General features: G+C 42.6%; 31 protein-coding genes. 28 read left to right on the top strand and 3 right to left on the bottom strand.

The annotated features are described in order from the left end of the window. Window positions 1-31 precede the first annotated feature (31 nt). The 4 genes from NYE54_RS20275 to NYE54_RS20260 all read left to right on the top strand — a co-directional run bounded on the left by NYE54_RS20275 (window position 32) and on the right by NYE54_RS20260 (window position 2527). Window positions 32-310 (top strand): hypothetical protein, encoded by a 279-nt coding sequence (locus NYE54_RS20275; RefSeq protein WP_339265736.1) that lies wholly within the window; start codon window positions 32-34, stop codon window positions 308-310. A gap of 12 nt (window positions 311-322) precedes the next feature. Further along, window positions 323-742: an alpha/beta hydrolase gene (locus NYE54_RS20270; protein ID WP_339265734.1), complete on the top strand. Its 420-nt coding sequence runs from the start codon at window positions 323-325 to the stop codon at window positions 740-742. Between the two features lie 39 nt (window positions 743-781). Then, window positions 782-1828: a hypothetical protein gene (locus tag NYE54_RS20265; RefSeq protein WP_339265733.1), complete on the top strand. Its 1047-nt coding sequence runs from the start codon at window positions 782-784 to the stop codon at window positions 1826-1828. Between the two features lie 225 nt (window positions 1829-2053). Further along, window positions 2054-2527, top strand: a complete 474-nt coding sequence (locus NYE54_RS20260; RefSeq protein ID WP_071220445.1) for a DUF3574 domain-containing protein — start codon at window positions 2054-2056, stop codon at window positions 2525-2527. A 97-nt stretch (window positions 2528-2624) separates the two neighbouring features. Here NYE54_RS20260 and NYE54_RS20255 read toward each other — a convergent pair whose 3' ends face one another. Continuing rightward, window positions 2625-3563: a DNA-3-methyladenine glycosylase gene (locus tag NYE54_RS20255; protein WP_339273582.1), complete on the bottom strand. Its 939-nt coding sequence runs from the start codon at window positions 3561-3563 to the stop codon at window positions 2625-2627. Window positions 3564-3752: 189 nt separating this feature from the next. On the opposite strand from NYE54_RS20255, the gene NYE54_RS20250 reads away from it, so the two are divergent. The 15 genes from NYE54_RS20250 (at window position 3753) to NYE54_RS20180 (ending at window position 13234) form a co-directional block, all read left to right on the top strand. Then, window positions 3753-4364, top strand: a complete 612-nt coding sequence (locus tag NYE54_RS20250) for a bifunctional transcriptional activator/DNA repair enzyme AdaA (protein ID WP_339265731.1) — start codon at window positions 3753-3755, stop codon at window positions 4362-4364. Then, window positions 4336-4884 (top strand): methylated-DNA--[protein]-cysteine S-methyltransferase, encoded by a 549-nt coding sequence (locus NYE54_RS20245; protein ID WP_076321878.1) that lies wholly within the window; start codon window positions 4336-4338, stop codon window positions 4882-4884. The genes NYE54_RS20250 and NYE54_RS20245 overlap by 29 nt, the downstream gene beginning before the upstream one ends. Beyond that, on the top strand, window positions 4877-5590 hold the full coding sequence (locus NYE54_RS20240) for a 2OG-Fe(II) oxygenase (RefSeq protein WP_339265729.1): 714 nt from the start codon (window positions 4877-4879) through the stop codon (window positions 5588-5590). Before NYE54_RS20245 ends, NYE54_RS20240 begins: the two co-directional genes overlap by 8 nt. A gap of 86 nt (window positions 5591-5676) precedes the next feature. Then, the gene (locus tag NYE54_RS20235; protein WP_339265727.1) at window positions 5677-6495 is read left to right on the top strand and encodes a radical SAM protein; all 819 of its coding nucleotides are present in this window, start codon (window positions 5677-5679) and stop codon (window positions 6493-6495) included. A 313-nt stretch (window positions 6496-6808) separates the two neighbouring features. Then, the gene (locus tag NYE54_RS20230) at window positions 6809-7270 is read left to right on the top strand and encodes an 8-oxo-dGTP diphosphatase (RefSeq protein ID WP_339265725.1); all 462 of its coding nucleotides are present in this window, start codon (window positions 6809-6811) and stop codon (window positions 7268-7270) included. 193 nt (window positions 7271-7463) lie between these two features. Continuing rightward, a complete protein-coding gene (locus NYE54_RS20225) occupies window positions 7464-8156 on the top strand; it encodes a GNAT family N-acetyltransferase (RefSeq protein ID WP_339265723.1) in 693 nt (230 codons plus the stop codon). Further along, a complete protein-coding gene (locus NYE54_RS20220; RefSeq protein ID WP_339265721.1) occupies window positions 8134-8352 on the top strand; it encodes a GNAT family N-acetyltransferase in 219 nt (72 codons plus the stop codon). Before NYE54_RS20225 ends, NYE54_RS20220 begins: the two co-directional genes overlap by 23 nt. 110 nt (window positions 8353-8462) lie before the next feature. After that, window positions 8463-8990, top strand: coding sequence for a GNAT family N-acetyltransferase (locus tag NYE54_RS20215; protein ID WP_339265719.1), 528 nt, complete (start codon window positions 8463-8465; stop codon window positions 8988-8990). A gap of 145 nt (window positions 8991-9135) precedes the next feature. After that, a complete protein-coding gene (locus tag NYE54_RS20210; protein ID WP_339265717.1) occupies window positions 9136-9303 on the top strand; it encodes a hypothetical protein in 168 nt (55 codons plus the stop codon). A gap of 127 nt (window positions 9304-9430) precedes the next feature. Further along, window positions 9431-10243: a DUF2785 domain-containing protein gene (locus NYE54_RS20205; protein WP_339265716.1), complete on the top strand. Its 813-nt coding sequence runs from the start codon at window positions 9431-9433 to the stop codon at window positions 10241-10243. Between the two features lie 110 nt (window positions 10244-10353). After that, window positions 10354-11175: a YwqG family protein gene (locus NYE54_RS20200; protein ID WP_339265715.1), complete on the top strand. Its 822-nt coding sequence runs from the start codon at window positions 10354-10356 to the stop codon at window positions 11173-11175. Window positions 11176-11460: 285 nt separating this feature from the next. Beyond that, on the top strand, window positions 11461-11886 hold the full coding sequence (locus NYE54_RS20195) for an NUDIX hydrolase (protein ID WP_339265713.1): 426 nt from the start codon (window positions 11461-11463) through the stop codon (window positions 11884-11886). A gap of 199 nt (window positions 11887-12085) precedes the next feature. Next, window positions 12086-12739 carry a hypothetical protein gene (locus NYE54_RS20190; protein WP_339265711.1) on the top strand — a complete coding sequence of 218 codons (654 nt, stop codon included), beginning with the start codon at window positions 12086-12088 and terminating at the stop codon, window positions 12737-12739. Window positions 12740-12846: 107 nt separating this feature from the next. Continuing rightward, complete coding sequence (locus tag NYE54_RS20185) at window positions 12847-12999, top strand: DUF6886 family protein (protein WP_339265709.1); 153 nt, start codon at window positions 12847-12849, stop codon at window positions 12997-12999. 100 nt (window positions 13000-13099) lie between these two features. Beyond that, complete coding sequence (locus NYE54_RS20180; RefSeq protein ID WP_339273580.1) at window positions 13100-13234, top strand: DUF6886 family protein; 135 nt, start codon at window positions 13100-13102, stop codon at window positions 13232-13234. Window positions 13235-13281: 47 nt separating this feature from the next. Here NYE54_RS20180 and NYE54_RS20175 read toward each other — a convergent pair whose 3' ends face one another. Continuing rightward, window positions 13282-13914, bottom strand: coding sequence for a hypothetical protein (locus NYE54_RS20175; protein WP_339265707.1), 633 nt, complete (start codon window positions 13912-13914; stop codon window positions 13282-13284). Window positions 13915-14106: 192 nt separating this feature from the next. On the opposite strand from NYE54_RS20175, the gene NYE54_RS20170 reads away from it, so the two are divergent. Both NYE54_RS20170 and sulP read left to right on the top strand, forming a co-directional pair. After that, window positions 14107-14442 (top strand): metalloregulator ArsR/SmtB family transcription factor, encoded by a 336-nt coding sequence (locus tag NYE54_RS20170; RefSeq protein WP_076321867.1) that lies wholly within the window; start codon window positions 14107-14109, stop codon window positions 14440-14442. Between the two features lie 158 nt (window positions 14443-14600). Further along, complete coding sequence (gene sulP / locus NYE54_RS20165) at window positions 14601-16364, top strand: sulfate permease (protein WP_339265704.1); 1764 nt, start codon at window positions 14601-14603, stop codon at window positions 16362-16364. Window positions 16365-16465: 101 nt separating this feature from the next. Here the strand turns inward: sulP and NYE54_RS20160 are convergent, their stop codons facing one another. Then, complete coding sequence (locus tag NYE54_RS20160; protein WP_339265702.1) at window positions 16466-18730, bottom strand: PQQ-dependent sugar dehydrogenase; 2265 nt, start codon at window positions 18728-18730, stop codon at window positions 16466-16468. A 353-nt stretch (window positions 18731-19083) separates the two neighbouring features. Between NYE54_RS20160 and NYE54_RS20155 the strand changes: the two genes are divergently transcribed. The 7 genes from NYE54_RS20155 to NYE54_RS20125 all read left to right on the top strand — a co-directional run bounded on the left by NYE54_RS20155 (window position 19084) and on the right by NYE54_RS20125 (window position 23260). Continuing rightward, the gene (locus NYE54_RS20155) at window positions 19084-19668 is read left to right on the top strand and encodes a DUF3267 domain-containing protein (RefSeq protein WP_339265700.1); all 585 of its coding nucleotides are present in this window, start codon (window positions 19084-19086) and stop codon (window positions 19666-19668) included. Window positions 19669-19744: 76 nt separating this feature from the next. Further along, window positions 19745-20221 carry a 2'-5' RNA ligase family protein gene (locus NYE54_RS20150; RefSeq protein ID WP_339265698.1) on the top strand — a complete coding sequence of 159 codons (477 nt, stop codon included), beginning with the start codon at window positions 19745-19747 and terminating at the stop codon, window positions 20219-20221. Window positions 20222-20273: 52 nt separating this feature from the next. After that, entirely contained in the window at window positions 20274-20864 is a 591-nt protein-coding gene (locus tag NYE54_RS20145) for a 2-phosphoglycerate kinase (RefSeq protein ID WP_339265696.1), read from the top strand. A 41-nt stretch (window positions 20865-20905) separates the two neighbouring features. Next, on the top strand, window positions 20906-21328 hold the full coding sequence (locus NYE54_RS20140) for a hypothetical protein (RefSeq protein WP_339265695.1): 423 nt from the start codon (window positions 20906-20908) through the stop codon (window positions 21326-21328). 30 nt (window positions 21329-21358) lie between these two features. Then, window positions 21359-21847 (top strand): hypothetical protein, encoded by a 489-nt coding sequence (locus tag NYE54_RS20135; RefSeq protein ID WP_339265694.1) that lies wholly within the window; start codon window positions 21359-21361, stop codon window positions 21845-21847. A 99-nt stretch (window positions 21848-21946) separates the two neighbouring features. Next, window positions 21947-22489 carry a GNAT family N-acetyltransferase gene (locus tag NYE54_RS20130; RefSeq protein ID WP_339265692.1) on the top strand — a complete coding sequence of 181 codons (543 nt, stop codon included), beginning with the start codon at window positions 21947-21949 and terminating at the stop codon, window positions 22487-22489. Window positions 22490-22651: 162 nt separating this feature from the next. Then, window positions 22652-23260 (top strand): YdcF family protein, encoded by a 609-nt coding sequence (locus NYE54_RS20125; RefSeq protein ID WP_339265690.1) that lies wholly within the window; start codon window positions 22652-22654, stop codon window positions 23258-23260. The last annotated feature ends 593 nt before the right edge of the window (window positions 23261-23853 follow it).

The following is a 23853-nucleotide window of genomic DNA, read 5'->3' as shown; positions in this document are numbered from 1 at the left end:
CAGGAGGTCTATTCTGCAGTTATACGAGAAGATGGTCAATAACCAAGGGGTGCATATTCACGTTACGGAGGTACATCGGGAGCTTAGGAATGAACAAACCTCACTGGTCATCATCCCGGGATTGTCCGAGTCGGCTGAGGATTACATCGCCATAATGGAAAAGCTGACGCCCAGACATATCGTTGTCATCACACTTCGTGGCCGGGGCCGAAGTGATTCGCCTGTTTTGGGATATACGCTTGAATACCATATTAGCGACATTGATGCAGCCATTCGTCATCTTGAACTTGAGCAATTCGTACTCATGTGATACTCCCGAGGGGTGTCCTATCAGTTAGGCTACGCGGTTCAGAATCCGGAACGCATTCAAGGCCTGATCATCGGAGACTATCCCGCGGTTCATACCCAGCTGCTAGCGGGATGGGTGGAATTCTTCGCTTCGCTACCGTCTTGGAGAGGAAAGAAGCTGTCCGACCGTATGAAAACATCGGCTTTACAGGCGCTGCAACATGAATCGGCTAAGGTCGAATTGTGGAACGACTTAACCCGATTGACATGCCCAGTCCTTATTATCCGTGGCGTAAAACCACATCCCGGGTTATCATTAGAAGCAGTGGAACAATATAAGCTGTCGCTGCCTCAGGCAAGCATCGTGGCGTTCGAGGAGCATGATCATAATATTTTTGAACCGGATGTGGATGTGTTTGTCCGCACCGCAGACTCTTTTCTAAAAAGAGATTAGGCAGAACCATCAATCTATCACTAAAAAGGGTGTACGCACTTGGACAATCTGAAGCTGAATGTATCACTTTTACGACAAAGGGTTCCGAACCTGACCAGCGCAGCCAAATCCGTGGGATTACGGCCAGCCACGGTCTCCAACCTATGCACAGGAAAAATTCCCGTTGGTCGGGCGGAAGTCCGCACCATTGCCGCATTGGCATCTCTGGCAAAATGCAGTCTGGATGAACTGATCCTGCGCGGGGAAAGCGTGGAGATGATCGAAACGGGCATTAAGCCCCTTGATCTATTTGCTCCTCTGGCCAAAGGCGGTACCGTCGGGCTGGTCGCCCGTCCCGGAATGGGCCAATTGGTGCTGCTCGGTGAATTGTTTCATCACTTCAAGCAGGAAGGGTATATGACGATTCTGCTGAAGCCGGAAGGCGAATATCCCGAGCTGCAGGATATGCTGAATGATGTAGAACGGGTTGCCAATTCTATAGGAGAAACCTATTCCATTGTGACGAATGCAAATCCCGATAAAGAGATTGTGTTTGCAGCGGACCGGGAGCATGTCTTGACCGGCAAAATCTATGACCTCCAGGAACGTCTCCAACAAGAGGGTTTGAGGCAGGTCACGACTTTTCTTGTGGACCTTAAAGGTGCGGTTGTCGATGAAGACATGCCTTACGGTCCGCTGGAGACGCTGTGGTATTTCGATGCCGATCTGGCGGCCAGACATATGTTTCCTGCCGTGAACCCGTTATATTCTACATCTTCCGTATCGGAAGGCGTTCATCTGGATCAGGCTCACTTATCGGTCCAACAGCGGGCCCAGAAGCTGCTGCGCCGTTATCGCGAGCTGCGTTCACTGGTTCAAGTGCGAGGATTGCAGGCCATTCCGGCATCCGAGACGGAGGTTTATGAGCGTGGAGCACGGCTTGAGGCTTATCTTACGCAGCCTTTTTACGTTGCCGAGGCTTACACCGGGTTACCTGGCGAGCGGGTGCATTTGCAGGATACGCTGCATGATGTTCAAGCTATTTTGAACGGCAGCATGGATCATCGTTCGGTGGAGAGTTTATCCTGGATCGGATCGATAAAATAGCGCTGTAATCATCAAAAGTCGAATTCTCGTAGTTTGTTTATCGGGAATATCGGCTTTTTTACATGATTCCGCATAATATAATCCGTATGTCCCATAGCTGATAAGCAAAGGCCAGTATATAATATGTGCTAGTTTGTATCGTGCGGATGGCAGGAAGGTTGCACTGGAGAACTGAAATGCCATGCTTGTACGGGATACGAGACCATACATAAAGGAGAAATGGACATGAAGAGAAAAGGTTGGCTTATCGCTTTTGCAGCGGCATTATTGTTAACACTTATCGTAGTACCGGTTCAGCAGTCTTTTAGTGCAGAGGGCAATCCTACGGCAACCGCCATTACACAGAGTGCTCTGAACGATCAGTTCCATTTGGATCATGTCGTTAAGATTTACGTGCCTTCAACGGTGAAGGGAGATATTCCGATTACGGATGCAGCTCATCAGAAGTTTGTTGACCAAACACTGACAAAGCTGTCCGGCTGGTTTGGCGGGGCAACGGCGATTCCGGGTGAAGGGGCATGGGTGGACAATAACAAAACACTGATCAAGGAAAAAGTAACGATCGTGTACGCGTTTGCCGAGAAGCTTGACAAGGACTCGCTTAATCAAGTGGTGGATTATGCGAAGAAGCTTAAAGACGATTTGTCGCAATCCGCGATCTCACTCGAGGTTGACGGTAAACTGTACTTCATCGAATAGTTGATTCTTCGGATCAAAGGGTTTGCTAAATAGGGGAGGTCTCCCTGCTGTCAGTGATGGCAGAAGAGGGAGACGTCCTCTTTATTATGTTTGAACTTTAATAGAGAAACCTCCACAGATAAAAGGTGGCGTAGGATTCCCAGTTCGCCCATGCTGCCGACAGCTCCAGTATTTCCTTCTTCGTCGGTTTGACCTCCAAGCCCAGCAGATGTTTGATGGCGTTGTGCAAACCCACATCATCGATGGGAAAAGCGGCCGGTATTCGCAAACAGCGCATCAACACATAATTGGCCGTCCATGGTCCGATCCCGCGAATGCTGACCAGTTGTTTCTCCGCTTGTTTCAAGCTACCTGCTTCAAGCAGCTGCTCCTTGGTCAATTTTCCTTCTACCATAAGCTGGGCCACTCCGATAAGATACTCGCCTTTTTTCACGGTCATCCGAAGCCCGTCCAGGTCTTCAACACGCAGCGGTGCAATGTCCTCAGGTCTTGGAAAAATCCAATAAACCTCTCCTTCACATTCCACGCGGCGGCCGAAGGCTTCTACGAAACGTCTTTTTAACGTATAGGCATAGGCCAGGTTAATCTGCTGCCCCAGAATGCCCCAGCACAAAGCCTCGAACAGATCGGGAATACCCATATTGCGAAGCCCGTAGAAGGATTGAACGGCTTGACTGAGTAATGGATCTGCTTCCGCCATCGTATAGAACGGTACGAGATCGGTATTCAGATCGAACCAGTCCCGAACATAACCCGCTACTTCCGCCCGCTTGCAGGGATCGGAGGGGGCGGTATTCCCCAAAAACCGAACAAGGATCGCCTGTTCTTGAGGCTCCGCACTGACTTCAATCACAGCGATGTCACCATCAAGCGGGATAGCCCGGTAGATGCTGTCATTCCGGATATGAAAAAGACATTCGTTCGGCGATCTTTGCAAATAATTGAGGTTCTCCGTAAAACTGAACTCCTTCGGTACGAACAGCCTTATGGCTTCGGCATGATCTTCCCAGCTGTCCCGGGGGGGGTGGTTCTCCATAGTATAGGGCTTATCGTCATGTATCTGGTTTCGCTTCTGCATCTTCATCGTTTCCTTTCGCTCCTGAACTCTTCCATACTAGTTGTACCATAAATGCAGACCGTATAATTTTGTTATCTTGCTCTTCTATTCCAAAAAGCGTACAACTGGATTATCCTGTGGTTATAATGTTAGCGGAGGTGAGGATACGTGGCAAACCGAATACAACCGACCGAAGCCCAGTGGCAGGCCATTATCAACAACGACAAGGACAGTGACGGCAAGTTTTTCTATGCGGTGCAGACAACAAAGATCTTCTGCAGACCATCCTGTAAATCCAGACCCCCGAAGTTTGAAAATGTGCGCGTGTTTCAATCAGCGGATGAAGCGAAAGCTGAGCGTTTCCGGCCATGCAAAAGGTGCAAGCCGACGGGAGAACGTCTGCCGGACCACGAATGGATTGAACTTGTCACCGAGTATATCGATACACACTACATGGATCATTTGTCGCTTGATGTATTGGCCGATGTGAGCCACGGCAGTCCGTACCATCTACACCGGATATTTAAGCGTGTCAAAGGTCAGACCCCGATGGAATACATTCAGGATTACCGGATCGGCAAGGCCAAGGAGCTCCTGACGAATTCCAGCTTGGCGATCTCGGATATCGGCCATAAAGTGGGCATGGAGAACACGGCTTATTTTATCACGCTGTTTAAGAAGAAAACGGGGATGACCCCCCTTAGCTATCGCGGGCAATATTTAAAAAATACGAGTGCGGAGGTGCACGATCATGAAATCCAATCATTCGATTACCATTAACTGGACTCAACTGCGCCATGATAACTGGAGTGTATACATCGCGGCCACGGAGCAGGGATTATGCTACGTCGGATCACAGGATAAGCCTTTAACAGAGTTGGAGGACTGGGTACAAGCAAAATTCCCTGGCTGTGAAATCGTGCAGAATGATGAAGCTATGCAGCCATATGCCGCCGAGATGATGGAGTATTTTCAGGGGACACGCGATCGGTTTGAGTTGGCTTTGGATTACAAGGGGACCGCTTTTCAGATGGCGGTATGGAATGCGCTATGCCAGATCCCGTATGGGCAGACTTTTACGTATTCTGACATCGCCAACCAGATCGGAAAGCCGGCAGCAGTTCGAGCTGTAGGAGCGGCTATTGGGGCTAATCCGCTGCTGATAACAGTTCCTTGTCATCGGGTAATTGGCAAAAGCGGCGCATTGACGGGGTATCGCGGGGGGCTTGCCATGAAGACCCGGCTGCTGGAGCTTGAGGGTGAGCGAGCCAGGATGAGGGAGACGATGAATTATGCCTAATTCATTGCCGCAACGCATAGCAGGGCTCGATTGGACGGGGATACAAGGAGCTTTGGATGAACAGGGATATGCTGTCCTACCAAAGCTGCTGCTCTCTGAAGAGTGTACAGAGATTATCAACACCTATTCGGAAGAGGATCGGTTTCGAAGCACGATCAATATGGCTCGGCACCGGTTCGGGCTCGGAGAGTACAAGTATTATCAAGCTCCGCTGCCAGAATCGCTGCAGCAGCTTCGGGAAGGCTTCTATCCAGAGCTTGCGCTGACGGCTAACCGTTGGTTGACGCAGCTTGGACATGAGAAGAGGTATCCGGCGAGCTTGGATGAGTTTCTTGAGATGTGCCATGCTCAGGGGCAAAAGCGTTCGACGCCGTTGATTTTGAAATATGAAGAGGGCGGCTATAATTGCTTGCATCAGGATTTGTACGGAGATGAATTTTTCCCGTTTCAAGTGGTGTTTGTTCTGAATGAGAAGGAAGTCGATTATTCGGGAGGAGAGTTTCTGCTTATCGAGCAGCGGCCGCGGGCACAGAGCCGGGGCCATGTAATCACCTTGGAACAAGGAGCGGGGTTGATCTTTCCGACCAACCATCGTCCCGTTCAGGGAACACGGGGGTATTACCGGACCACGCTCCGGCATGGCGTCAGCACGATTACGTCGGGTACCAGATACAGCCTCGGGATTATTTTTCATGATGCAAAGTAGAGGGGCGCGTGTGTTTACTCATTCATTATGGGTTGTGAGGAGAGAAATAGTATAATAGAAGAAAGTGTAGAAATGGGGTGTCCGAGGTGAAACAAGAAGTGCTCTATAAAACGCCGAAGACCCTGCTCAATAAAGGAACGGGATTCCTGAATGGATACAGCCATACATTGAACCCGTATACGGGTTGCACCTTCGCTTGTTCTTACTGCTATGTCCGGCAAATGCCGGTATCGATATTCCGCAATCAGGAATGGGGGAGCTGGGTTGACGTTAAACTCGAGTCTGCTGCCATCCTGCGTAAAGAACTGAAGCGTGCCAAGTCCAAGGGACCCGTCACGATTTTCATGTCTTCCAGCACCGATCCTTACCAGTCGGTTGAGGCCAAGGAAGAAGTGACTCGTGCATTGCTTGAGGTGATGGTCAGCGAACCGCCGGATTTTCTGCTCGTACAGACACGCAGTCCGTTGGTCCGGCGGGATATTGATCTGCTGCAGCAGTTAGGAGAACGCGTGCGGGTAAGCATGACGGTCGAGACGGACCGTGATGAGATGCGCAAGCATTTTACGCCATCAGCCCCGCCGATCCAAGCGAGACTGAAAGTCCTGGCACTCCTGAGAGACGCAGGAATTCCCGTTCAAGCAGCGATTGCACCCGTGCTTCCGAGCACGGAGGCTTTCCCACAGATCCTGCGGCCGCTCGTGACTCGCGTGTGCATCGACGATTATTTTATGGGGGATGGCAGTGGCGGGAAACGTACAAAAAGACTGCCGGTTCAGGCTCTGTACGAGGAGCTTGGGGAGCACGAATGGTACGATCCAGCTGCTTATCAGGTGGTCTATGACCGATTTAGCAGGGAGTTTCCGGAGGAGCAGTTGTTTGTGAGCCAGAAGGGTTTTGAACCTTAAGGTTTAGGTTAGCAAGTTTGAGAAGATGATGCGTGATCTATGGATTAGATAGATTATGATAGGTTTAGGCCAGGACCAGGAGTTCGTTTCTGGTCTTTTTTTGTCATGTCTCGTGATAGATGATTATGGTATGATAGGCGAAAATAACCAGTCAGACGGCAGAGGAGCGAATGCACAATGAAGATGGATTTGACGTTATGAAATTATCAGATAAAGAGGAGATATTGAATACATAAATGGAGTAGCTGAGAATATGAAATTACCTGATCAATCCGTTTACTTTTGCGAAGAAGTTATATCGATGAGGTGAATTATGAAAGATGTAAATTATAAGATGTGGACTCTATGTATGGTGCAAGATGAGGATAGGGTTTTAATGCTTAATAGAACCCATGATAATTTTAAGGGATATATTGCTCCTGGAGGTAAATTGGAATTTCCTGAAAGTCCAATTGAAGGTGCGATCAGAGAAGTAAAAGAAGAAACAGGACTTATTGTTAAAAATCTGAGGTTTAAAGGGATCTATGAGTATGTAAATGAAGAAGCCAATGATAGACACATTATTTTAAATTACTTAACAAACGATTTTTCTGGAGAATTATTGTCGGATTTCACAGAAGGTATACCAGAGTGGGTGAAGATTTCAGATTTAGAACATTTACCTATGCAACAATCTATCAGAAGAAGAATGCCCTTCTTTTTCCAAGATGGGACATTCGAAATTCATGTGGTTTGGGAAGATGGAGAGAAAGAAGTACATATAAGGGAAACATGATTTAACGGTATTTTGGAGATGGCAATTACATCAACTCACATGACATTCCTACTGCGAGGCATTCGCCCCTTGGTCGACGTAGATGGTTCGAGGAATAGGATTCAGGCGATACATTGATGTCATGATTATAACGAGGGGATAAAACACACAAAACGGTGATGTTACCTCCCTATTAATTGAAAGGATTATCGAGGTGGAGAATCTAATAATAGAACCCTACAAACCCGAAAGGGATATATCCGCTATCCAAGCCATGTTGTTTGGGGATGAATACTTTAAGGAAAAGTTTCTGGAGACCGAAATCAATTTTCCTGAAGGTATATTTGTTGCTTGTTACAACAATGTGACCGTGGGATTTCTCTCCTTTAGCGGTTTTAAGGGGAGAGGAACCGAGATGACAATCTTTGTAAGAAAGGAATATAGAGGAAAAGGCATCGGTAGCAAGCTTATTGAAAACGCAGAACAATTACTTAATCAATACGAGGCAGTCGAACGTTCGATTGGTGCATGTATGGACGGCGATCGGTCTTCTCTGCAATTTGTATGTAAGAACGGTTACCATATACTTCATTCTTCTTATATCATGGTGCGTGAAGGAGAAATTCTTCCTGAAAGTCATTTTCCTATCAGGCAGTATGAAGATGATGATTATCCTGTGTGGCATGTTATTCGCGAAATGGCTTTTTACAAAATGCGTGAACGAGTTGGTATTCTCCCATCGTATTATATTGCTCCTTCAGAATGGGAACGGAATCATTTTTTGAAAGATAGAAACAACAGATTTGTAATGGATATCGATGGTGAAATAGCGGCATGTGGAGTTATTGACGGCTGTGAGCTGCGTCAGGTGGCCGTTCGGCCAGATGCAATCTCGTGGATACGGTAAAGCCTTCGTCTCATTTCTTTTGAATGAGATGATGCATCGTGGTGAAAAGATCGTTAAGCTTGAGGTAGTCAAAGGCAATCCTGCGAAAACGCTGTACGAGAGTCTCGGCTTCAAGGAAAAATCCTTGTACCATATCGTAACTAAATATTATAGACCGGACAGCCGATTGAGTAGACCGCCCGACGAGATGTATTAGCAGCATTTCGAAGAAGCGGACTCAGCAACCATATTCAACTCCCTAACCGCAGTTACGACTCCCTTGCAAATCTGAGTAAACGTAAACTATCTAAGGAGATACTTGGGATTATGATTATTAAAATGACACATGAAAATATAGAGGATTTTAATAAGGCTAATGAAGAATTGACAGTATTCGGAAGGATAATTCCTAAATACGAAGACGATATTTGGACTTACACGGAAGAACTATTCTCTGAACAATATACTAAGGGATATGACAATGAAGACATCGACGTAATTTATATAGATAACGATAAAAAAGCTGTCTACTTCTACTATGTTGACAATAATTGTGTAGGCCAAATACAACTTAGTACTCATTGGAATGGCTATGCTTTATTAGAAGATATCGCTGTTGCAAAGAATTGGAGAAACAAAGGGATTGGGAAAATACTACTAGAGAAAGCAATTGAATGGGCAAAGGAGAATAAACTTATCGGTCTTATGCTCGAAACTCAAGATGTTAATATTTCAGCATGTAGGTTTTACTCCAAGAACAATTTTATTATCGGTGGAGTTGATAATATGCTTTATTCAAAATTTCCGACAGCTAATGAAAAAGCAGTATTCTGGTATAACAAATTTGAAGATTGATAAAGGTTGAAGCAGTTTGGAAGATGGGCAAGGGAATCGCATAACAATGCGTTTACGCAGCGGGCATGCTGACGCCCGTGGGCTGTTGGAGAGACTTCGAGGAAGCTGTTTATACAACAACTAACAATAGGAGTGTGTTCTAATCATGCAGGAAGTAAGAAAAGAATTTGATAATTATAATGATTTAAATAGATGGAATAATGATAGAGTTTACAAATCGATAGATCTAAATAATCAACGAGAATATTTTAGACCTATAGATTTATTTAATAAGGAATTAGAAAAACGATACATAGGATTATTTGACAGTTAATGAATCAAGGTTAATAAAATCGTCTAACATTACGTTCCCGAGCAGGGCAAATAGCTTCCCGATCCTGTATTCCTGATGGAGATATCGCAACCTTAGTACCTGAACCCCTAAACAAAAGGAGAAAAAAATGAACAACATTAAAAGCTTTCTGAGAGATGTAAGAGATAATAATTATAAGGTTCCTGAGGGAACAGATATTGATCAAGTAGTTCAAGAAATGATTCAACACATTGGGTCGATCGATGAGGAATTAAGGGATCAACTCATTTATGGAACTTTAAGTAAATGGATAATGAATCAAGAACTAAGTATAGAAACAGTAAGAAAAGTATTATACGTTACCTTAGATGATGATCATTTATTCTATGGAATTGGGGATAACGATCAAGATACCGTATTTACGCGTTCTTTTTCAGTATTGTTCATACCACTTGCTTTACATTACAACGATATCTCCAATTATTTAACTGAAACGGATTATGAATATATATACTCTAGAGTGACTTTATATTTTGAACTTGAAAAGGATTTTAGAGGATATGTATTAGACAAGGGATGGGCACATTCGATTGCACATGCGGCTGATGCTTTAGATTCAATCGTCGCCTCGTCCTATTATTCTCATAAACAGATATTGTTTATTTTAGAATTGATAGGGGAAAAGGCTTGTGTTAATAACTATTATTTTACAAACGGTGAAGATGAAAGGATAGCCGAAGTCGTTCTTCAAATTGTAAAACGTAATACTCTAAAGAAAGATATTATAATTAATTGGGTGCAACAACTTGGAGGTTTTGAAAGATTGGGAATATATCCTCAAGATGAGATTATAAGAGGAAATACCAAAAACCTTTTACGAAGTGTCTATTTTAAATTACTGGATATTAGCGGATCTGAAGTTATAACAAATGAAATAATAAAAACATTAAAACAGCTTTAAAAAAACAAGTCTAATTCTAGCTAAATCGAATGGTTTGTTTCATTGTCGTAATCTATATTATGACAAGTTGTACATATGATTCTGATCATGACTCGGAGAGTGAACGTAAAATGTCAGATGTCTCGCCCACATACATAGGTCCAGCAAATTATAATGATATCAAAGAATTATTTACAGATTCGGGGTTAGGAAATTATTGGGATGCCTTTAAGCCATTGATTGAACCGGGCATTTTTTTAACACCCGTACCGACAGCAGAAATTAACATTGAGATTGGCAAAAGTAAGATTGGGGGGAGTCCCGATGTACCCTCATCTTTTTCTTGGCCGCATTGGAGAGACATACCCATGTCATTTTTAGCTCAAATTAACTTGAGTGAATTACCAATGCAGTCTTTTAACGAGAAATATCTGAGGGAAGGCGTGTTATATTTCTTTTATGTTTATAACGATGAAATATGGTATGAAGACCCAGAGTTTGATTTTGATCAATATAAGAATGGAAAGGTTCTATACCATCCAACAACCTCACAGCTACAGAGAGTTACTGCATCAAATGAATTAAGCGGAGTCCAAATTTTTGAGAGCTGTTCGGTAAATTTCAATGTAGAGTTAACGATTCCAGATTCCGATTATCTACAAGATAATCAGATAATCCTTGATAAAGAGACCCTCGAATTGTACTGGTCTAAGTTTAGACCGGAATTTTTAGATAAGTATAGTCTAGGAATAGGATATAGATTTCTTGGACACATAGATACTTTACAATTTGGTAGTTATCCATTAACTGAAACGCTATTATTCCAATGTGACTCTGATAGCGATATTGGGATGGAGTGGGATTTATCAGGTCTTTTATATTTCTTTATTAAGAAAGAGGATTTAATAAATCTGAATTTTGATCACATTATGACTAGTCGAGTGGGCACTTAGTTGGTTTAAGAGTCTCACAGAAGTTGAGTACGTCATACAACACCATATTCACGCATCGGGGCAAATGCCCCTTGGTCCGGCCGGGGTTGAAGAGGATTCGCCCGGAGCGAGCTCAGATAATAGGGAACGGAATCAGTTGGACACATCGATCTCCCTAAGATAGGAACGATCTAAGGGAGATCGACGTCGTGAATACAAGAAAGTTAGGTGAAACCTGTGAAAGAGCATTTAGAAACAAAAATACCTTAGATCATAATTACATCAAACGACTAAGGAGAGACTTTTATGAATCCACCCAAGCATATTGTTTCGGCTGCTGCCATTGTAATAAATGAAAAGAACGAATTGTTGCTTATTAAAGGACCAAGAAGAGGCTGGGAGATGCCTGGTGGTCAAGTTGAAGTAGGAGAATCTTTAAGTCAAGCAGCCATAAGAGAAACCAAAGAGGAGTCAGGGATAGACATAGAAATCATCAAATTCTGTGGAATATTTCAGAACGTAGGAAATTCAATTTGCAATACACTATTTTTAGCGAAGCCTATAGGTGGAGAATTAATACAATCATCAGAGAGCTTGGAGTCAGGCTTTTTTTCAATAGAAGAAGCACTGAAAAAAGTTGAATGGAAAGATTTTAGACAAAGAATTGAGTGCTGTTTAAGCCCAGAAACGCAACCGTTTTGTATTGAATTTAATGACGAGAAGAATATATGAGAGTATAAAGTATATAAAGACGCTGCATACATCATCTAACCATATGCTTACGCTGCAGGACGTTCTGCACTCAGTCTGTTCGAGGCATTAAAATCTTTAGTAGTACTTGAAATGCACAATTTCTATGTTATGATGATCAACAATAAGAGCGGATCTCTACTGAGATCTGCTCTTATATTTTTTATAGGAGATGATGTAGATGCAAAGACCTTTAGTAGTTGCAGTTAGCGGTTATTCCGGGTCTGGAAAGAGTACATTGGTTATTGAATTAGCTAAAGAGCTACTGTCTTGCGTAACATTGTTTTTCGATGACTACGTATCAAGAAAAGACTTTCCAGAGAGTATTGTTAGTTGGATTCACAGTGGAGGAGATCCAAATGAAATTAAAACACCATTGCTTAGAGAACATTTAATCTGTCTTATAAATGGTGAATCCGTAATCCTAAATAAGGGAATTGGTTGGGCAGAAGAGTATGGTAATTTGAAACCAAAAGAAAAACTAGAATTAAAACCTGGTGAGATCATATTACTTGAAGAGCCTTTTGGAAAGGAAAGGGATGAAGTGGCAGATCTCATAGATTTAGTAATTTACCTGGATGTTAGTCCCGAGGTATCTCTTGGAAGAAGAATCTATGATCTGATTAAGAACTTAAAGCATGATCCGGAAGTTTTAATAAGCTTGCTAGATCATTTTTTATCGGATTATTTATATGGAGGAGTCAAGGAGATGTATTTACTCAATGGAATCCGGGTAAAGGAAAAGGCAGATCTCATAATTGATGCAAATCAAGAAAAAAATAGCGTGGTAGAGAAAGTAAAAAGAGAAATACTTAGAACAATTAGAAATCTTTAAATGTATAATCAGGAAGAAGTATACTTCAACTAACAATCAATTAACACATTATGGTTATCGCCCCTTGGTTGATAGATGTATAATCATGGAAGAAATGAGGTGCATGAATGCTTTTTCATTTTAGCGAAGAGGCTGATATTGAAATCTTCATCCCAAGAGAAAAACAGAATCGACCGGATTTCCCGGCAGTTGTTTGGGCAATCGATGCGGAACATGAATTCTCCTATTACTTCCCAAGGGATTGTCCGCGAATCGTATGACCAATTTGAAGACGAGGGGTTTGAAGTTTTTGATAAGACTGCAGGATATTATATTTCCTATCAAACCGTAAAACCAATGGGTATAGAGAAGATTGATTGACTGGTTGAGAGACTGTTAAGTAAGGGAATTGAATTAAGGTTTACACCCAATTTATGTCCTCTTAGGGAATCAATAGTTTCTTCAGATTTTAAGGGATATGGAATACATAGGTTTAATAATGCCAAGAAATTGTAGGAGGGAGCAGATGCTCCGTAAACTAGCAGATCTAGAACCTGCGGGTGTTATTTAGTGTTCTGAAGCTTTTGACGATAATCATGTAGTTCTTTTTGAAAACGATAAAAAGGACCTGATAACATTTTAATGCTTCTTTTCAGGCTGATTTGCTTTTTTGGATCATCTTCAAAATACTCCAATTGGTCAATATTTTTATCTATTTTTTCCCGAAGTGTAAGTATGAACCCAATCGCAATGTGAGTTCTGGCTAACTCCTGAAGATCAGCAGCCAAAGCTTCGCTAAGATTTCGAATGTCCGGAAGGTGTAACGACTTTTCCACGAAGAAAACTTCTGGGGTGAAATCCTCACGAAAACCTTGTCCCGGTACTTGGTCCCAAAAGTCATTCCATTCTCGTAACAGGCCTGTTTCATACAACAAAAATTTAAGAAACCCACATAACCATGCCGTACAACTTGTATTACGTTGCTGACATCCAATTCCGTCCGCAAGATGCCTGCAACTATTACAGCAGGAGCCTCCATTGGCAATGCAGACTTTGCAAATAGGATCGGATCCGACCTCTTGCAGAGCTTGAATACCAATCGTAATGACAGATTGCCTGCTCACTTTTTTTAACAACGATGGGTGAATGGATAGCGAATCTTGTTGTGATGGATCATTAACCATAAAGCCTGACATTTCGCATCCACTCCTTATTTATTAATGGTATAAAATCAAATATTCAAAAATTTGAATATAAGGGGTATTATACGATAGTTGCAACCAAATAACAATCGATGCTCAGGCGTTTCTTTTTTACGCGATGTTTGGTATACGGTTGTGTTATTATATTCATATATTCAAAAGTTTAGCCACTGAGGGAGTATAGCCATGAACCAAAATCAAAATATTCAACAGTTTAAAGCTGATTTTTTTAAAGCGCTGGCTCATCCGATGAGAATTCGAATTCTTGAGGTGCTGAGCGAAGGAGATAAAAACGTCAACGAATTGCAAAGTATTTTGGGTTCAGAAGGTTCAGCCGTTTCTCAACAATTGTCAGTATTACGAAATAAAAATGTAGTTACTGGCTTAAAAGACGGAACATCGGTCATTTATTCCTTACGTGACCCGTTGATTAAAGAATTGCTAGCTGTTACAAAGCAAATATTCGATAATCATCTCGTTGATGCGATTTCTTTGCTTGAGGTCATCCGAAATGAACCATAACTAAAAAAACAAGGGCATCCGTGAGCAATACTCAGGAGCACCTTGTTTTTTTCGTTTATAGAATAGACGATTTTAGCGATTGACATTATTCATTGGCAGGAGTAACATCTCACATATATTCAAATAATCAAATATATGAAAAAAAGAAGGTAAAGCAGATGAAATGGACGGGAAGATTTGAGGGATATCATGCATCCGCATTTCGTAAAGATCTTATTTCAGGCCTGATTGTTGGTATTATCGCCATTCCATTAGGAATGGCGTTTGCTATTGCTGCTGGTGTCAAACCCGAGTATGGTATTTATACAACCATCGTTGCCGGTATTTTAATTTCTTTGCTCGGAGGCTCTAAATTTCAAATTGGGGGACCGACCGGTGCATTCATCCCCATCCTTTTCGCTATAGTCATGCAATATGGATACGAAAATTTGCTGATTGCCGGATTCATGGCTGGCATCATCCTTGTCTTAATGGGATTATTTAAACTTGGCACGTTGATTAAGTTTATTCCTCGCCCGGTAACCATTGGATTTACGGCTGGAATCGCAGTAATTATTTTCAGCGGACAAATTGCTAATTTTTTGGGTCTAAGTGGTATCGAGAAACATGAAAATTTTCTGCCTAACATGAAGGAAATTGTGATGCATCTGACAACCACGAATATCTACAGCGTCATAACAGCCGGGGTTTGTTTGGTTGTCCTTCTCCTTACACCCAGAATTATGCCGAAGGTTCCGGGTTCCTTAGTGGGGCTTGTCGTATCCAGTGTGGTTGCGGCTGTGTTCTTCAAAGGAGACGTAGCAACGATTGGATCATCATTCGGAGCAATTCCTAGTACATTACCTCAATTCCATTTTCCGCAAATAACCTGGGACCGTATTGAAACGCTGATTCGTCCCGCTTTTATTATCGCGATGTTGGGTGGTATCGAGTCTTTGTTATCGGCAGTTGTAGCCGATGGCATGACCGGCAGTCGTCATCATAGCAGTCGTGAACTGATTGGGCAAGGCATCGCGAATATGGTGACACCTCTATTTGGAGGCATTCCAGCAACTGGTGCCATTGCACGGACAGCAACCAATATCAAAAGCGGTGCTGTCTCGCCTATGTCCGGAATAATACATGGTATTGTTGTTTTTTTGGTACTCATTTTGTTTGCACCTTATGCATCTGAGATTCCACTTGCCAGTATGGCTCCCATCCTGATGCTGGTTGCTTGGAATATGAGCGAACGAAGAGAATTTGCTCACGTCTTGAAAACCAAAACGAGCGATTCCATTGTACTCCTCATTACATTTATACTAACCGTATTTACGAATTTAACGACTGCTGTTGAAGTGGGATTAATCTTGGCTGTCATTCTGTTTGTGAAACGAATGAGTGACGTTTTGAGAGTAACTAAAGTGCTTCCCGATCCAGCTAATAACCATGAAAAAGTAAAGGCACACATGGTAACCGAGGGGCATGATTGTCCCCAAATCGGTATGTACACAATTGAAGGTCCGCTTTTTTTTGGTGCCGCGAACATGTTTGAGATGTCGATCATGGATACGATTCATCAAAGACCTAAAGTCTTAATTCTACGTATGGGGAAAGTACCCTTTATGGATACAACAGGGGAGCACAATTTAGCCAGCTTGGTTAAACACTTCGAGAAGTTTGGGGGGATGGTTCTTATTACAGGTGTCCAACCACAGCCAATGGAAGTATTGAAGAGAACTGGCTTGTTTGATTTTATTGGGGCGGCTCACTTCTTTTGGCATACGGGTGAGGCGATTGATTACGCATTATCCCGATTGGATCATAACCAATGTTTAGGATGTAAACATTTTGCTTTCCGCGAGTGCACCACATTATCGAACAAGGTGCTCCAAAAGGATGCTATACAAGGAGCTCGTTGCTTAGATACAGCAAGTCGATGAAATTATATGATCTGTGGTTTCAGCTGTAACTTAAACCAGCGTGTGCCAATGTGGTATCGGCACGCGCTGGTTTGTATAGCTATTAACTTGATTCAAACTCGCTAGAAGTTAGGAACCAATCGAACAAGTTTATCTGGAGAGCCGTCACCATTTTTGTCGCCGTTGTTACTGGTAACGAAGTAAAGCGAACCGTCCGGCGCTTCGACAATGTCGCGAATGCGGCCGTATTTATTCACAAACAGATAATTAAGATCACTACTGTTGATCGTCGGCTTTCCGTTCTGCTCTCCAATGACCATGCGGATGATCTGTTTACCTTTTAGGTTGGTAACAAGAAGATTGCCTGCCCATGGCCCTTGAGTTACAAAGGTCATGCCGGAGGGAGCCCAGGTTGTACCGCTTGCATAAATCAGAGGAGGTGTAATGCCAGTTTGATTCTGATTCCCGCCCTCATATTTAGGCCAGCCGTAATTGTTACCGGGCTCTATGAAGTTGATTTCGTCCTTGGAGGATTCACCATGCTCCGATTCAAAGAGACGGTTCGTTCCAGGCTGCCATGCTAATCCTTGAGGGTTCCGGTGTCCACGGCTATAGATCGGAGAAGAGGCGCCAAATGGATTGTCGGCAGGAATGGTACCGTCCAAATTCAGGCGGAATATCTTCCCTCCGAGGTAAGAGAGTGTATCATCTTTATTTCCGTAGTTGCCGTCACCGAAATACAGTTTGTTGTCCGGACCTATTTTCAAGCGGCCGCCATTGTGATAGACCGCACCAGGGAGATTAGTGATCAGAACCTTGTCAATTGTAGCCTTGTTGTTATTCTCTTTAAGACGAACAACTCTGTTGGCTACTTTGTTGTCGGATGTTTTGTAGGAATGATAGATATACATGTAATGATTGGTGGCAAAATTAGGATCAAGCGCCAGTCCCAATAAGCCGCCTTCACTCTTAGGCATATAATAAAAAGGAGAGCTGAGCGTAATGACCGGTGTTGATTTCAAATTCCCGTTCTCAACGACACGAACTCTGCCGCTGTTGCGTTCCGTGAAGAAGATCCGTCCATCCGGTGCGAAATCGATAGCCCATGGCGTTTCCAAGTTGTTAGCGACAACCTCTGGTGTATATGGATCGGAAGAGGCAGGGTTCGTTTTAACCGACAACGCTTGGCTGGCCTCAGATATATTTCCTGCTAAATCCCTGGCTTTAACGGTGAAGCTGTATGTGGTATTTGCCGTAAGTCCTGTTACCTTGAAGGATGTGGCAGACGTGCTGCCTGCTAATGAGCCGTTTCTATAAATATCGTACTCGTACACGCCTACGTCATCTGTCGATGCCGTCCAGGTCAAATGGACTGATGAAGATGTTTTGCTTGAGCTTTCAAGTTCTGTCGGGGCAGTCGGCGCCTGAGTATCGGTTTGGTTCGTCGTTTTCACGGTGAGAGGACTGCTGGCATTGGAAATATTCCCTGCTGTATCTCTTGCCCTGACCGTGAAATTATATGTGGTATTCGGGGTTAAACCGGTAAAGGTGTAGGAAGTATCCGTTACATTCGCTTGCGCCAACACATCGTCTTTATACACGTCATAATCCTTCACGCCAACATCATCCAATGATGCAGTCCAGGATATGCTTGCCGTTGTATCTGTTACACTGGTTGCTTGCAAGTGGGTCGGTTCGGTAGGCGGGTATACATCACCTGACGCATTTACCTTCACCTTGTCAAAAATAGCCGTGCTTAATTTAGACTCATTATGGCTGCTGACAGCCAATCCTACATACAACGAGGCATTCATGTTTAGAGTCACATTGCCTAAATCGCCCCAGTTCAATCCGTTGTTGGATACATATCCTTTAATGACGTTACCTTTACGTTCTAGCTTTATCCAGGCTGGGCTCGTCGATGCAATTTTCTCGCTTTGGGAAGTTCCGCCTGTTTCTGCCCGATACTGGAATGTGAACCCGTTCGAAGGTGTCAACAGCAAATCGACATGCTTGGAATCAGCATTCAGCGTTTCCCTTATCATGATACCGGCCTTGGCGAATTCGTGTGAATTGGTTTGAGAAGAGACAAGGGCGATAATTGCGCCGTCTCCCGTCCAGGGCTGGTACACATAGTTAAACTGATCTGATTTACCCCAGATGTCCTTGCCCGCACCGCTTACGGAAAATTGATCAGCAGTTGGATCATAAGATGCATTGCCTTTCACCGACGGTGAACCGATATTTTGTTGCTTCCACGGACTCGGCACAGCAGCAGCTGCCGTTTCTTCCTCAACCTCTGCCTCAGCAAAGCCCGATGCAGGAAATAATGTGATCAACATACAAATGCAGAGACTTAAGACCATCATTTTGCTTCGTGTGATCATCGCGACACTTCCTTTTTAATTTTTGGAATGACAACAGGGGAAGGCTTTGACAAACAATGAATCATGAATTCCTCCTTTCCAAAAGTTAAACCGCTTATACTTTCGACTTCTACTTTACCACATTTGGATAAAAAAGGGTTTAACTTTTTGAATAAAATCCCAATGTATGGTTTCTGAGAAGAGAAGTTGATCTCTTCTGTAATTTCTGGCTGTCGCCTTTTTGTGGACAGATGTATAATCATGGAAGAAGCCCCGCTACAAGAACATATGATGGATGATCATTAACGGGAACTATGTAGTGGTCGTGCATCAAAGAGGTACCGATTGAATTGGAAAAGGAGCGAAATTAACACATGATTTTATGGTTTAAAAATCTTCCTGCAACAGATACTGATTTTTCTTCATGGATTCCTTTTATTCGAAAGCCTTGGTTCCGAACACATTATATGAAGTTTGTATATTTGTTAATGATAAGTATTGCATTAGCACCTGGCCTTGTTTTTGGCGTTGATTTAATCTCACAATTGATCACGGAAACCAATCAAGAAATTATCAGTTCCAGTAGTAGTGTTGTGTTTTATATAACATTAATCCTATTTAGTGCTTGTATATTCGTGATACATGAGTTCTTTCACATTATAGTTATCTATAAGCTTGGTGATATAAGTTTGACTTTTAGCGGCATATTTTTTTGGCTTAATACTGATACTCCTCTTTCTAAAAAGAGGTTTTGGTTATTCATGAGTCTTCCGCTTATGATGTTGTCTATAGTTCCAGCTTTTGCTTCAATAGGTATGAGCGGATTCATGAAATCACTCATGTTATATATTTGTTGGTTTAACATGGTCATATCATCTTCAGATATCATCAATTCTTTTCTAATTCTTATTAAACCTAAGAATAGTATATTTTGTAGAGGATACTACCGTTTGCAGTAATATCATCATGGACCGCAATAGATTATAAAAGCGAGTTGTAGCTGCATTGGAGTATTACTTCGGAATTGTCCCACCCATGGATATTCACGATAAAATTATAAAATTAAGAGACAAGTATAACGGTCATCAAAGTTCCGGACCCCACATTACGGTAAAAGCATCGTGTGGACTAACGGAAGATACAGGGTCGCTACGACCGTGTCAGAAGGTGATTTCGGAATTTGGTGATTTTCCAATACGTGTGGGAGACCTAAAATTTTTCGGGAATATGGATGTCCTTTATTTAGAAGTGAAATCCCATGAGTTAATAGAACTACATAAGAGACTTGTAACGATATTTAACCCCAATCAGGAACAAATCATGAAATGTTTTGAGTTAGAACGATACAAACCGCATATCACGGTTGCTCGAAAATCTGTAGTTTCTGACTCGATCATCGAAATGAAGAAGGAGCTGGAGTCGTATGTTAGCTCAGTTCAAGAATTTCAAGCAACTCATATCAGCTTGTTCTATAGAGCGGATAAAAAAGAGAAATATAAAAAAAAGGGCTGATTTTTGCCTAACGAGTTGATGCCTATGCCATTAAAGGAGAATTGTGACGAACATGATCATACTAATCAGCGGGAATAGCTGCACGGGTAAGACCTATATGGCGCAACAATTGCTGGAGAGGTATCACGTTCCATATCTTTCGATCGACCATTTGAAAATGGGATTATACAGAGCGGATATGAACTGTGGCTTCACCCCCCTGGATTCAACAGAGTTTATCGGTGAAAAATTATGGCCGATCCTCAAGGGGATCATCAAGACGAACATCGAGAATAATCAGAATCTAATCATTGAGGGCTGCTACATCCTGCCTCACCATCTTCAGGATATCGAGCCATCCTACTCAGCGCACATCATACCGGTATTCTTGGGATTCTCAACCACGTATATTCAGCAAAACTTCCAATCCAACATCATTCAACATCGAAATGCTATCGAAACTCGGATGTATCCTGAAGAAGGAACGGCTACAGAATATATACAGGAGCATGATGCTTTCCGTGAAAAGTGTTTAGCTTCTGCTGCTGTCCCATATTTTGAAATTAAAGAGAACTACGAAGAAGAGATTACAAAAGTATATGACTACATCGAAAGTGAGAAGCAGAAAATCGAAAGTGGAAATCGATTAAATAACAAGTCGTGAAATATAAAGGATGAGCCCTATTTAATAATATGGAGTAGCCTATGAAAAAACAATTATTACTTGCCATTGCAGTGGTCCTATCTATGTTTTTATTATTTCGTGTTAATCAATGGATGAAGAATGAATATGAAATATGGACAACCATTGTAAATCGGGAGTGGGATGCAAAAGGGACGGGTGTGTATTTTTATGAAGAAAATAATCAAAAGTATGGTCTCTATATGATATATGGAAGTGGACTTCCAGTCATTTCTTCTCATAAATCCAAGGTCAGAATCATAAATGATCATGAGATTGAGATGGAGATTCCAGATCATCCCATGAATTTGCAGTCAACAGACCAAAAACTACATGTATCCAGATTAAAATGGAATCAGGGTAAGTTGACCATGGACGGGCTGATATTTGAAGCTTCAGAGACTTCTGAGAAACATGAGGGGGTTTTAAATCTACGAGCGAAATAATATCGCTGTAATCAGGGAAAGGAAGGAGTTATGGAATTATTCTTATATCATTATTATGAAGCAGCAACCGGACCCTTTCGAAATTTATCCGCACTATCCATAGAAGAAGCGCAGCAAATACAGAGAAGACTTCAACAAAATAAAAATATGTTTGCGAGTCAACGTGCAGATGATTATATCGTAATCCGACGTGGAATAGAGTCGTATGCAAAAGAGCTATTCATAGCCAAGGGTGGCAGGGCGATGAATAAATATCCACATTACATGACACTTGGCCCTTGTGAATGGATCAAGCGGTGGTATCAGAACGGGAGGGAAGTCAAGATTCCCCTCGATGATGTTGACCCCGAGACGATTAGTTTTACGTATGGTGACTTATTTCCCACAATGCGTTATAAAGACGACAAGCCTTACAGAGGAAAGGTCTATTTAAAGAATGAAAACCTCCGGCTGGTGGACGAATATGGTTGGCCGCAAGAATGGAACAAAGATGGAGATCAGGACCAGAACGATATATAGAGGTGCAGGTATGGGACGATCGTGTGATCCGTCTTTTTTTGAATAATCTATAGGAATGAGATGAAGTTATAGAACCTAAAGAATGGTGGGAGTACATGCATGATCATAATTGATTTGTTAGAAAATGACATAGAAAAGATAAATCAAACAGCTAGGCTATTGCATGAGAGTTTTGAAGCATGGCCCACAATAGATTCTGCCATACTTGAAGTTTTCGAATCTCTTAGTGATGATTCAATTAGTAGAGTATTAGTTAATGGGGATGATGAAGTTATCGGGTGGATTGGCGGGAGAAGTCAGTATGACGGTAATGTGTGGGAACTGCATCCGTTAGTTATTAGAAAAGATAGTAGAATGCGAGGCTTTGGCAAGTTATTAGTGATCGATTTTGAACGTCAGGTCTACCAACGCGGAGGTATAACCATCATATTGGGTACGGATGATGAGTATAATCAAACCAGTCTAGCAAACGTGAATTTGTATGATGATATTCCGGCCCATCTATCCAATTTTGAAAGTCTAGATCACCCAGCGAACTTTTATAGAAAGTTAGGTTTTGTAATCGTCGGCGTTATACCAGATGCGAATGGAATAGGAAAACCGGATATTATTATGGCAAAGCGTGTTAAATCTGTAGATTAGATTAAAGTATAGAGTTTCCTAACGGATGCTGCTGCCGTTCAGTCCAAGTTAATGGGACAATGAGGGCTCCAGACGCTGCAAAGCTATTGCAATTTTATCGATACTGAAGTCGACCAAGCTTTGCTTGGGTTTGATGAACCTGATAAACGGGAGGCGTTCTTATTGTTGATCTCACAGATGAATCCGGAGACATTAACGAGAGAACAGATCACATCGGTGGTATTCGGGGCGGAAACGGAAGTGGATGATGGTACGCAGTCCGGAGATTGTATCTTTGTGTTTGGCGGAAAAAACCTGGATCGAGTATGGAAAGCGGTTGAATTATACAAAAGCGGTCGCGCCCCCTATCTATTATTAACTGGTGGAGACCGATTTGGCGAGTGGGAGCAACCCGAGGCGGTCATGATGCGGGATGAAGCGACAAAAATGGGTATTCCGCCAGAATCCATTTTTATTGAAACGATGTCCAACCATACGAAGGAAAACATTATGGCTTCCCTAACCGTGCTTGATCGGGCATTAGGGTTACAACGAATCCATCGACTCTTGCTCGTCAGTGCACCTGGTCATATGCGTCGATGCCAGCTGATGCTCAGGACCTTTATGCCTCCTTGGTATGAGTATGTGTGGTGCCCAGACCATCGTTCTCAAGGGAGGCGCGACAATTGGTGGACCAATCCTATCGAAGAGAAGCGTGTACTGAGTGAGCTTAACAAAGTGATTGGCGGGGTAAGGGGCCGATATTTTGTTGATGCGGATATTGAAATTTGAACATTATCACGATTTCACTGAGTATTTCCAGTTTTTAACCGTTACAAGGATTCGAACTTACTATATTGAAGCATGTTCGATAATTCGCATTTTAGGGTCTTCGATTCTCTAACGGAGAAGGCGGAAGCATGCTGGAGAAGCAGAGCGGTCCCCTTTGCCCCCGGATTTCAACCTTGGAGAAGTACAATAAGAAATCTGGGGGCAACAGGGATCAAAAGTATGATCCGCATTCGTAGTGCTGCTTCACAAAGAGTTGGGTTTTTATCACCATTGCATACGGTCATGAGAGTGGCGAAATCTATCCGGAGATCCCGAAACATAACCCATAACTAAACTAACCATACAGCGGCCGTTTTCCTGAATACACTTCAAGGAGGACGGTTATTTTTATCTTGCAAAATAGGGAAGCAACCCTACGCTCAGGCCTAGGCCCGGGCGCATCTTGTTTAAAAAATCTTCTTACATAGACTAAATTGATCCTCCAGAGATATTTATAATAATTAACATATAAAGTAAATTATTAACATATAAATCAACTTGCGAAATATGTAAATGAATCAAAATTGAGTAAGTGAAATGGATCATCTTGGTTT

Origin of the sequence: Paenibacillus sp. FSL K6-1330 (assembly GCF_037976825.1) — a bacterium.
In the GTDB taxonomy this organism is placed as follows: Bacteria; Bacillota; Bacilli; order Paenibacillales; family Paenibacillaceae; genus Paenibacillus_AQ.
The sequence above is the reverse complement of the archived record's forward strand: the minus strand, read 5'-3'. Positions and strand labels throughout refer to the sequence as shown.